General features: G+C 68.9%; 10 protein-coding genes. 6 read left to right on the top strand and 4 right to left on the bottom strand.

The window, feature by feature from the left end:
* On the bottom strand, positions 1 to 481 hold a 481-nt coding region (locus ED92_RS43270), incomplete at its 3' end, for an ABC transporter ATP-binding protein (protein WP_037333932.1).
* Between the two features lie 133 nt (positions 482 to 614).
* On the opposite strand from ED92_RS43270, the gene ED92_RS06020 reads away from it, so the two are divergent.
* Together ED92_RS06020 and ED92_RS06015 are read left to right on the top strand one after the other, a co-directional pair.
* Positions 615 to 2390, top strand: a complete 1776-nt coding sequence (locus tag ED92_RS06020; protein ID WP_037333930.1) for a sensor histidine kinase — start codon at positions 615 to 617, stop codon at positions 2388 to 2390.
* Positions 2330 to 2986, top strand: a complete 657-nt coding sequence (locus ED92_RS06015; protein ID WP_037333928.1) for a response regulator transcription factor — start codon at positions 2330 to 2332, stop codon at positions 2984 to 2986. Before ED92_RS06020 ends, ED92_RS06015 begins: the two co-directional genes overlap by 61 nt.
* Before the next feature lie 52 nt (positions 2987 to 3038).
* Here the strand turns inward: ED92_RS06015 and ED92_RS06010 are convergent, their stop codons facing one another.
* Positions 3039 to 4358, bottom strand: a complete 1320-nt coding sequence (locus tag ED92_RS06010) for an FAD-dependent oxidoreductase (protein ID WP_037333926.1) — start codon at positions 4356 to 4358, stop codon at positions 3039 to 3041.
* 111 nt (positions 4359 to 4469) lie between these two features.
* Here ED92_RS06010 and ED92_RS06005 point away from each other — a divergent pair, with 111 nt between their 5' ends.
* The 4 genes from ED92_RS06005 to ED92_RS05990 are packed head-to-tail and all read left to right on the top strand — an operon-like array spanning position 4470 to position 7097.
* Positions 4470 to 5114 (top strand): aminodeoxychorismate/anthranilate synthase component II, encoded by a 645-nt coding sequence (locus ED92_RS06005; RefSeq protein WP_037333924.1) that lies wholly within the window; start codon positions 4470 to 4472, stop codon positions 5112 to 5114.
* Complete coding sequence (locus ED92_RS06000; protein WP_081975704.1) at positions 5111 to 5923, top strand: ATP-binding cassette domain-containing protein; 813 nt, start codon at positions 5111 to 5113, stop codon at positions 5921 to 5923. The genes ED92_RS06005 and ED92_RS06000 overlap by 4 nt, the downstream gene beginning before the upstream one ends.
* Positions 5911 to 6555: a hypothetical protein gene (locus ED92_RS05995; RefSeq protein WP_037333921.1), complete on the top strand. Its 645-nt coding sequence runs from the start codon at positions 5911 to 5913 to the stop codon at positions 6553 to 6555. Before ED92_RS06000 ends, ED92_RS05995 begins: the two co-directional genes overlap by 13 nt.
* Complete coding sequence (locus ED92_RS05990; RefSeq protein WP_037333919.1) at positions 6555 to 7097, top strand: AAA family ATPase; 543 nt, start codon at positions 6555 to 6557, stop codon at positions 7095 to 7097. The genes ED92_RS05995 and ED92_RS05990 overlap by 1 nt, the downstream gene beginning before the upstream one ends.
* A 234-nt stretch (positions 7098 to 7331) precedes the next feature.
* On the opposite strand, the gene pknB is transcribed toward ED92_RS05990, so the two are convergent.
* Both pknB and ED92_RS05980 read right to left on the bottom strand, forming a co-directional pair.
* A complete protein-coding gene (gene pknB, locus ED92_RS05985) occupies positions 7332 to 9293 on the bottom strand; it encodes a Stk1 family PASTA domain-containing Ser/Thr kinase (RefSeq protein ID WP_037333917.1) in 1962 nt (653 codons plus the stop codon).
* Positions 9290 to 10597: a protein kinase gene (locus ED92_RS05980; protein ID WP_037333915.1), complete on the bottom strand. Its 1308-nt coding sequence runs from the start codon at positions 10595 to 10597 to the stop codon at positions 9290 to 9292. Before ED92_RS05980 ends, pknB begins: the two co-directional genes overlap by 4 nt.
* Between the last annotated feature and the right edge of the window lies 1 nt (position 10598).

Raw genomic sequence — 10598 nt, 5'->3', positions numbered from 1 at the left:
CCAGTCCGGTGGTCAGTTCGTCGAGGACGGCGACCTCGGGGCGGCCGACCAGCGCGAGCGCGATCGAGACGCGCTGCTTCTGACCGCCGGAAAGCTTGCCGAAGTACTTGTCCCGCTGCCCGGTGAGACCGAGCTTCGCGAGCAGGTCGCCGGTGTCGGCGGGGTTCGCGTAGAAGGAGGCGTAGAGGTCGAGCGCCTCGTGGACCTTGATCTTGTCGGGCAGGCGGCTCTCCTGCAGCTGCGAGCCGAGGCGCTGCCGCAGGGCGGCGTGGTCCTTGCCCGGGTCGAGCCCGAGGACCGACATGGAGCCCGAGTCCGGCGTACGCAGTCCCTGGAGGCATTCGACCGTGGTGGTCTTGCCGGCGCCGTTGGTCCCGAGGATCCCGAAGATCTCGCCTTGTTCCACGTGGAACGAAACGTCGTCGACCGCGACGTGCTCCCCGTACGTCTTGCGGAGGTTGGTGACTTCGATGATTGGCATGCGAAAAACGTTATGGCGCAACGGACTTGGCCAGAATGGCGCTGAACCCACAGCTGGGGTGGGGCTGGACCCACCCTGATCGGGGGCCTGCGGTCACTGTGCCGGGCGGGGGCGGTGGGGAAGACTTCGTCGCATGATCCGCACCTATCTCACCTCCGTGCGCCGGGGCTTCGTGCTCGCGGGCTTGGCGCTGGTGAGCTGGCTGGACCTGCTGCTCGAACTGGTGGGTTTCTGCCTGCTCTGTGTGGGCCTGGTCTTCGCCTACACGCTCGCGCTCGAAGGGACGCGTCCGCGTGCCGCGCTCACCCGGCGTCTGGCCGGACGCTGGTGCGGGGTCGAGGTCGAGCCGCCCTATCGGCCGGCGCCGCCCGAACCGGAACGTGAGCGCGACGGCTGGTACCGCGACGGGAACAGCCTGTTCAAGCGGTCGTGGTTCATCAAGTGGACCAAACGGTTCGAGTGGATCTCCGACGATCCGGCGACCGGCCGCGATCTCGGCTGGCAGCTGTGGAATCCGTTGGCCGGTCTGGTGCTCGTGCCCGCGGTCCTGCTGGCCGGGCCGCGCGCGCTTCGCCTGTACGGGAAGTGGACGCGCTGGTGGCTCGGGCCTCGTCCGGCCCGCACCGGCGACGGCTGGCTCAAGACGAGGCTGAAGGCGCTCGGTTTCCAGCTGGGGCTGTTCGCGCTTTCCGTCGCGCAGCTCGGAATGGCGATCCCGACGCTGCTCACCCTGATCTGCCCGGCGCCGCTGTTCCCGGCGATGGTCGTCGCCGGTCGTTCGGTGACCGACACCCTGCGCCGCGAGGCCAAGAACTGGACCGGCGTGCGGATCGACCGGCCGTATCTGCCGGAGCCGCCGTTTCCCGTGCCGCGGGCGGACGGGATGTACCGGTACGGACGGCAGCTGTACGACACGCCGTGGTGGCCGGCGCGCCTCGCGCGGTTGCGCTGGGCGATATCCGACCGCGCCACCTGGCGTGACCTGGCGGCCGCGGTGGTCAACTCCGTGGTCCTGCTGCTGATGGTGGTGCCGACGGCGGCGCTGGTGTTCGGCGGTCTCTGGGGTGTGGTGGCGCTGTGGATCTGGCGGCCGTTCGGGCAAGCGCTCGCGCTGACGCCGGTGGCCCTGGCAGCCTCCGCCGCCGGGCTGGTCCTGACACCCTGGCTCGCCCGTCTGGGAGCGCGCTTCGCGAAGGTGCTTCTCGGTCCGACAGAAGCTTCGCGGCTGGGGCAGCGTGTCGAGCGGTTGAAGCAGACACGGACCGACGCGTCGGTCGCGCAGGCCGCCGAGCTGCGGCGGATCGAGCGGGATCTGCACGACGGCGTCCAGTCGCGGTTGGTCGCGATGGGCATGAAGCTGGGCGCGGTCGAAGCGCTGATCGACAGCGACCCGGCCGCGGCGAAACGGCTGGCCGCCGAGCTACGGCAGACGTCGTCCGAGACGCTGACCGAGTTGCGGCTGCTGGTGCGCGGGATTCACCCGCCGGTGTTGTCCGAGCGCGGGCTCGGTGACGCGGTGCGGGCGATGGCGCTCGACAGTCCGCTGCGGGCTTCGGTGAACGGCACCCTGCCCCGGCTCGAACAGCCCGCGGAGGCTTGCGCGTACTTCGCGGTCAGCGAGTTGCTGGGCAACGCCGCGAAGCACGGCGAGGCGCGGAGAGTGTCGATCGAACTGGGTTACGACGACGGTCTGTTGCGGATCGAGGTGACCGACGACGGTAAGGGCGGCGCGAACGCGGCCAGGGGAAGCGGGATTCGCGGGATCGAACGCAGACTGGGCGCCTTCGACGGTACTTTTGCTCTGACCAGCCCGCTCGGCGGGCCGACGAAGGCGATCATGGAGATCCCGTGCCAGCTCGACCCCGATGCGTCGTCGCCGAGGACCAATACCTCCTCCGGGACGGCTTGACGCATTTGCTGACCGCGCACGGTTTCGACGTCGTCGAGGCGGTGGGCACCGGTCCGGAACTGGAGCGGGCGCTGCGCACACACCGGCCCGACGTTTCGGTCGTCGACGTCCGGATGCCGCCGACGCTCACCGACGAAGGACTCCAGGTTTCGCTGGCCGTCCGGCGCGACATCCCGGGGCTGCCGATTCTCGTTCTGTCGCAACATGTCGAGCAGCTCTACGCGCGGGAACTCCTGGCCGACGGGGCAGGCGCGATCGGCTATCTGTTGAAGGACAGGGTCTTCAACGCGGACCAGTTCATCGACGCGGTGCGGCGGGTGGCCGACGGCGGCACCGCGATGGATCCCGAGGTGATCGCGAAACTGGTGGCGGGCAACGCATCCGACCCCCTCGCGGCGCTGACCCCGCGCGAACGCGAGGTGCTCGGCTTGATGGCCGAAGGCTGTTCCAACGCCGCCATCGCTTCGCGGCTGCACTTCAGCGAAGGGGCGGTGGGAAAGCACACCGCGAACATCTTCGCGAAACTCGGCATCGTCGCCTCGGACGACACGAACCGCCGGGTTCTGGCGGTCCTGGCTTACCTGGGAACGCCGTGAAGGCCTCCTTCCCTACCTTGAGAGTAGGGAAGGAGGCCTTCACGGAACGGGTTCAGCCTCGCGAGATGCGGGTCATTTCGTCGCGCTCCACGACCTTGACGCGCTCCCGGCCGTGCGGGACGCCCAGCGACTTCTCGTGGGCGTCGAGCTTGCCCCAGCCTTCCCAGGTGGTGAAGGGAACGCCGCGTTCGGTCAGGAAGCCGAGGATCGCGTCGGGGTCCTCGACGGCGGGGGCCGTGAGATTGTCGGCGTCGGCCAGCAGGCTCGCGATGGTTTCGGCCGCGTCGCCCTTGGTGTGGCCGATGAGGCCGACCGGCCCGCGCTTGATCCAGCCGGTCACGTAGACGCCCGGCACCTGCTCCTCGTCGATGTCCAGCACGCGGCCCGCCTGGTTCGGCACGGTCCCGGTGGTGTGGTCGAACGGGATCTCCGGCAGATGCGACGACAGGTAGCCCACCGCGCGGTAGACGGCCTGGACGTCCCAGTCGTGGAACTCGCCGGTGCCGCGCACGTTGCCGTCACCGGTCAGTTCGGTGCGCTCGGTCCGCAGGCCGGTCACCTTGCCGTCTTCGCCGACGATCTCGCACGGCGAGTGCAGGAAGTGCAGGTGCAGCCGCTTCGGCCGGTCGCCCTGGTCGCGGATCGCCCACTCCTGCAGCGTCTTCACGACCATGTCGATCTGCTTCGACGCCCGCAGCGCGGCGATGCTGCCCTCGTCGAACTCGATGTCCTCGGGGTTGACGATGACCTCGACGTTCGGCGAGTGGTCCAGCTCGCGCAGCTCCAGCGGTGTGAACTTCGCCTGAGCCGGGCCGCGGCGGCCGAACACGTGCACGTCGGTGACCGGGCTGGCCTTCAGCCCCTGGTAGACGTTGTCCGGGATGTCGGTGCTGAGCAGCTCGTCGGCGGTCTTCGCGAGGATCCGCGCCACGTCGAGCGCCACGTTGCCGACGCCGAGGACCGCGACCGAGGTCGCGTTCAGCGGCCAGGTGCGCGGCACGTCCGGGTGCCCGTCGTACCAGGAGACGAAGTCGGCGGCGCCGTAGCTGCCGTCGAGGTCGATCCCGGGGATGTCGAGCGCGCGGTCGGCCATGGCGCCGGTCGAGAAGATCACGGCGTCGTAGAACTGGCGCAGGTCGTCGAGCTTGAGGTCGGTCCCGTAGTCGACGTTGCCCAGCAGCCGGATGTTCGGCTTGTCGAGCACCTTGTGCAGGGCGGTGACGATGCCCTTGATCCGGGGGTGGTCGGGCGCGACGCCGTACCGGATCAGCCCGAACGGCGCCGGCATGCGCTCGAACAGGTCGATCGTCACGTCGGCGTCGGACTTGTCGAGGATGTCGGCGGCGTAGATGCCGGCCGGACCGGCACCCACGATGGCTACACGAAGAGAACGGCTCACTCCTACCACGGTAAGTTAGGCAGCCCTAACAATCATTGTGATCTGGCGTACGGTCCACCTGGTGGGAGCCGCTAAGCTGGCTTCATGCGCGTGCTCGTCGTCGACAACTACGACAGTTTTGTCTACAACCTGGTCCAGTATCTGGCCCAGCTCGGCGCCGACTGCACCGTCTGGCGTAACGACGTGGTGGAGCTCGACAAGCTCGGCGAGTTCGACGCGGTCCTCGTCTCTCCCGGCCCCGGAACCCCGGAACGCGCTGGTCAGAGCATGGACGTCATCCGCAAATGCGCCGAGGAGCGCATCCCGATGCTCGGCGTCTGCCTCGGCCACCAGGCCCTCGGCGTGGTCTTCGGCGCCACCGTCGACCGCGCCCCGGAACTGCTGCACGGCAAGACCAGTCAAGTCCACCATTCGGGCGACGGGGTGCTCGCCGGGCTCCCCGCGGAATTCACCGCCACGCGGTACCACTCGCTGACCGTTTTGCCGGAAACCATCGACGAGACCGTGTTCGAAATCACAGGCCGCACCGAGTCCGGTGTCGTGATGGGCATGCGGCACCGCGAGCTGCCGCTCGAAGGCGTCCAGTTCCACCCCGAATCCGTGCTCACCCAGGGCGGTCACCGGATGCTGGCGAACTGGATGGCCTCCGCCGGGCACCCGGTCCCCGACGCCACGGTCAACGAACTCGAACAGGCGACTCGCGCGCTGCAGAAGGCCGCTGCTGCGTGACCTCGCTGATCCGGCTCGAAGGAGTCGGTAAGCGCTACGGCCGCGGCGAACCCGTGCTCGCCGACGTCGACCTCGACGTCCCGGCGGGCCGCGTGATCGGCGTCCTCGGCTCGAACGGCTCGGGGAAGTCGACGCTGCTCAAAATCCTCGCGGCACTTTCTCGTGAGACTTCGGGAACCGTCGTGGGCGATCCGCGCGTCGGCTACCTCCCGGACCGCTTTCCGGCGGGACAGCGGATGAGTGCCAGGGCGTACCTGCGGCATATGGCCCGCGTCGACGGTCATGTCGACTTGTCGGTGATCGATCCCCTGCTGGACAGGCTTGCGCTGGTCGGCGGGCCGGATGCGCCCTTGCGGACCCTGTCGAAGGGCAACGCCCAGAAGGTCGGCCTCGCCCAGGCGGTCCTCGCCGAGCCGGACCTGCTGATCCTCGACGAGCCCTGGTCCGGTCTCGACGTCGAAGCCCACACCGTGCTCGGAGAACTCGTCGCCGAGACCAAGGAACGGGGTGCGAGCGTGGTTTTCACCGACCACCGCGCCTCCGTCGTGCACGCCCACGCCGACGACGTCTACCGGATCGACGACGGCCTCCTGACCCGCGTCGAGGCGGCGCCGAAAACCGAGAGCGCGACAAGGATCGTCCTGCACGGCCCCAGCGGCGATTGGTCTTCGGAACCCGGAGTGAGTCACGTCGTGGCCGAGGACGGGAAGGTCGTCCTGACGGTCGAAGCCGGGCACGCCGACGCGGTCCTGCTGCGCGCGCTCAACCGCGGCTTTTCGGTCCGGGAGGTGGCGCCGTGCTCGCCATGACCCGCTACCACCTCGCGCTGCTCGGCCACTCCCAGCGCTATCTGCCCGCGATCCTCGTCTACATCGCGGTGAACACCGTGCTCTACACGGATCCGAAGTCGCCGCTGCTGCCGCAGTACGGGATCAGCGCGGGCTCGCTCCTGGTGGTCTCGTGCTGGCTGACCATCGCGATGCTCGACGTCGAAGACCCGGTCCAGCGGCTGGTGACGTTCAGCCACGCACGACGCTGGCGATCGGTCCTCGGCGGCGCCACACTGGCCGTCTTCGGCTGCGCGGTCGTGCTGATCCTCGTGACGGTGCTGTGGTCGGGGCTCCGGACCGGCGGCTTCACGATCGGCACCTTCGCGCTGGGCGCCTCGGCGCACGCGTTGTGCGCGCTGTTCGGGATCGCGATCGGTCTGCCCTGTTCACGGCTGCTGGTCCCGCGGGTCGGCTGGTCCGTCCTGGCCGCGATCTTCGCCCTCGCGACGGTGCTCCTGGTGAAGTGGCTTCCGCTGGCCAACCCGCTGCTGCGCGCCTTGGCGTCGCAACAACCCCTGACCGGCCCGTTCGTCGTGGCCGCCGTGGCGGCGGTCGCCGCCTTGCTGCTGAGCGCGACGGCCGTCGGGTATCTGCTCCGGCGCAACGCCTGATGCCGCGGCTCATCGTGCTCAACGGTCCGCCCGCCTGCGGGAAGTCGACCCTCGCCCGGCTGTACGCCGACGACCACCCGCTGACGTTGAACCTCGACATCGACCGGCTCCGCGGTCTGCTCGGCGCCTGGCGCGAGAACGCCGCGAAGGCCGGAACGCTCGCCCGCGACCTCGCCGTGGGCGCCGCGCGCACCCATCTGCTCGCGGGCCACGACGTGATCGTTCCGCAGTTCCTCGGCCGCGCCGATCTCCTCGAACGCCTCGAAACCCTCGCCGGCGAGACGGCTGCGGAGTTCCACGAGATCGTCCTGCTCGACACCAAGGACAACGTGCTCCGGCGGTTCGCCGAGCGCACGCGCGCGGCGGCGGAGCCCGAACACGTCGAGGCGCACGAGATGCTGGGCGGACCCGAACGGCTGGCGGAGATGTACGACCGGCTCGTGGCGCTCATCGCCACGCGCCCGAAGGCGGTCGTGGTGCGGACCAGCGCCGGGCGGATTGAGCAGGCATACCAAGGACTGCTCGAAAACTTGGCGCCCTGAACCCTGCCCGCCACTATCCCGTTTCAGGAAGCTCGCCTAACAGGCTCCTTCGGCGGGTTCGAGCGGCCGGCAGGTGCTGGCTGTACCCCAGTGGGCCACAAAGGAGGTCGTGAGTGGCAAGGGCGGTTCTAACCCTCTTTTTCACTCACGACCCCTGGTGAAACCGGGCCACATCGAGAAGCTGACATGAAAAAGGGCCCCGCACGAAACCGTGCGGGGCCCTTTTCAGCTCTGTCAGCCCGGAGGGAAGAGCCGCGAGCTCGACGTCGTCGACGTCTCGTCGCCTTCCACGATGAACAGCGTGATCGGCGCGTTCTTCGCGACCTTCGAACCGGCCTGCGGGTTGGTCTTGCTGACCTTGCCCGCCTGGTCCCGGTCACCGTTCTTGTCGGCCTGCGTGTCCAGGGTTCCGTTCCAGCCCAGCTGCTGCAGCTGCCGCGTCGCCTGCTCCTCGGTCATGCCCTTCAGGTTCGGCATGTCGAAGGTTTCCTGGTTGCCGTTCGACACCGACAGCTTGACCACACTGCCGACAGGCAGCTTGCCGCCGTTCGGGGTCTGGTCGATCACGGTGCCCTTGGGCTGGTCGGAGTCCACGTTGGTGACCTGCGGGGTGAACCCGGCCGCCTTCAACCCGGCTTCGGCCTCGGCCTGGGTCTTGCCCTTGTAGTTCGGGACCGTCTTCAGTTCCTTGGACTTGCCGACCGTGATGTCGACCTTCGAACCCTGATCGACCTCGGCCTGCGCGCTCGGGTTCTGCGACATGACCTTGCCTGCCTGGTTCGTGTCCTCGGTCTCGTCCTCGGTGGTCGCGCCGAGCTTCAGACCGGCTTCGGTCAGCGCGGCCGTGGCTTCGGCGACGGTCTTGCCCTTGAGGTCCGGGGTCTTGACCTTGCCCGGCTTCGCGCCGACGGTCAGCGTGATCTTGTCCGAGGTCGGTATCACCTGGCCCTGGTTCGGGCTGATCGCGATGACCTTGTCGATGTCGTTCTCGTCGCAGGCGGGCAGCCCGTTGACGGCCTCCCCGGTGCAGGGCACCTTCTTGGTCGGCTCGAACGAATTGAACCCCGCGCCCCGGAGCGTGTCCTTCGCCGAAACCTCGGACTGGCCCACGACCGTCGGGATGGCCTTGCTCTCCGCGCCGGTGCTGGTGAACGCGCCCATCAGCCACATGATCAGCAGCACGATGGCGGCCAGCGAGACCACGAGACCGGCGATGAGCCAGGCCCGGCGCTTCTTCTTCGCGGCGGGGTCCTCGTCGTCTTCCTCGTACTGGTCGTAGCGCGGCGGCACCCGGCGGTCGGAGTCCATGACCTGGGTGCGCTCGTCCTCCGACATCACCATCGGCGCGGCAGGCCGCTGACCGGACAGCGTGCGGACGAGGTCCGAACGCATCTCCGCGGACGACTGGTACCGGTTCGCCGGACCCTTCGCGAGCGCCTTGAGCACGACGGCGTCGAGCTCGGGCGCCACGGCCGGGTTCACCGACGACGGCGGGTTCGGGTCTTCCCGGACGTGCTGGTACGCCACCGCCACGGGCGAGTCGCCGGTGAAGGGCGGCTCGCCGGTGATGAGTTCGTACAGCACGCAGCCGGCGGCGTAGACGTCGGAACGCGCGTCGACGGACTCACCGCGCGCCTGCTCCGGCGAGAGGTACTGCGCCGTGCCGATCACCGCGGCGGTCTGCGTCATCGCGGACTGCCCGTCGTGCATGGCGCGCGCGATACCGAAGTCCATCACCTTGACGGCGCCGTTCTTCGTGATCATCACGTTCGCCGGTTTGACGTCGCGGTGCACGATGCCGTGCCGGTGCGAGAAGTCCAGCGCCGCGCAGACGTCGGCCATGACCTCCATGGCCCGCTTCTGCGACATCGGGCCTTCGGTCTTCACGATGTCGCGCAGAGTCCGTCCTTCGACGTACTCCATCACGATGTAGGGCAGCGGGCCGAACTCGGTGTTCGTCTCGCCGGTGTCGTAGACGGCGACGATCGCCGGGTGGTTCAGTGCCGCCGCGTTCTGTGCCTCGCGACGGAAACGTTCTTGGAACTGGGGATCCCGCGCCAGGTCGGCACGCAGGATCTTGATCGCCACCTCCCGGCCCAGGCGCACGTCGTGGCCGTGGTGGACCTCGGACATGCCTCCGTAGCCGAGCGTCTCGCCCAGCTCGTAGCGGTTGCTGAGCAGTCTTGGTGTGCTCATCTCTGCGTGCCGTTCCATTCCGTCCAAGGTTTGCTGCTCATCATTCCTGGATTCGCCTGTCCGGCCGGCTCCTCGGTGCCGCCCTCCGTCGGAACCGCGGGGTACGCGGATGTCGGCGGAGGACCTTCGGACTTCTTACCCGGAGCCGGCGCGTGTTCACTCGTTTCCACGCCGCCCGACTGCGGTCCGTTGCCCGAACCGACCAGTCTCACGATGAGGAAGGCTCCTGCCACCAGTACTGCGATCAGGATCACCGCGAGCAGCAGCCACCAGCCCCATTGTGGCCGTCTGCCGGGCAGACGGCGGACCGCCATCGGCGGCGGGCCGGTGACCGGGTGCATCGCCGGATGCGACGCCGGTCCCACCGCCGCCATCGGGTTCGGCGGGGAGTGCGGGCCGGGCGGTACCTGCTGCGGCAGCACGGGCTGGCCGGCCGGGTAGGCCACGTTCACCAGTCCGGACGGCGTCGGCAGGGGCAGCCCGGCGCGGACCGCGGCGACGGCGGCGGCGAACTCGCCGCCGCTGTTGTACCGCTGTCTCGGATCCTTGATCAGGGTCGCTTCGATCACCGCGCGGGCGCCCGGCGGCACGTCCGGCGGCAGCGGTGGCGGGATGTCGCGGATGTGCATCATCGCGACCGTCACCGCGTTCTCCGAAAGGAACGGCCGGTGCCCGGTGAGGCATTCGTAGCCGCACACGGCCAGCGAGTAGACGTCGCTCGCCGGTTCGGCGTTGTGCCCGAGCGCCTGCTCGGGAGCGATGTAGTGTGCGGTGCCCATCACCATGCCGGACCTGGTCACCGGGGCGGCGTCGGCGGCCTTCGCGACACCGAAGTCGGTGATCTTCACCTGCCCGGCCGGGGTCACCATGATGTTGCCCGGTTTGACGTCGCGGTGCACGAGACCGGTTTCGTGCGCGGCCTGCAACGCGTTACCGGCCTGCTCGAGGATGTCCAGGGTGCGCTCGGCGTTCAGCCGTCCTTCGCGGGTGATGATCGCGGCCAGCGGATCGCCTTCGACCAGCTCCATCACCAGATACGCGATCGACAGCTCGTCCGCGACCGTCTCGCCGTAGTCGTGCACCGCGGCGATGCCGGGGTGGTTCAGCGACGCGGTCATCCGCGCCTCGGTCCGGAACCGGTGCAGGAACTCGGCGTCGCCGGACAGCTCCGCCTTGAGGATCTTGACCGCGACCGTCCGGTCCAGCCGCGTGTCACTGGCCTGCCAGACCTCGCCCATCCCGCCGACGGCGATCCGGTTCGTCAGCTTGTACCGGTCGGCCAGCAGCTGACCCGAGGACAGCATC

The organism is Amycolatopsis sp. MJM2582, assembly GCF_000754115.1.
In the GTDB taxonomy this organism is placed as follows: Bacteria; Actinomycetota; Actinomycetes; order Mycobacteriales; family Pseudonocardiaceae; genus Amycolatopsis; species Amycolatopsis japonica.
Note: the sequence above shows the minus strand (reverse complement) of the source record. Positions and strands in the feature narration are given on the sequence as shown.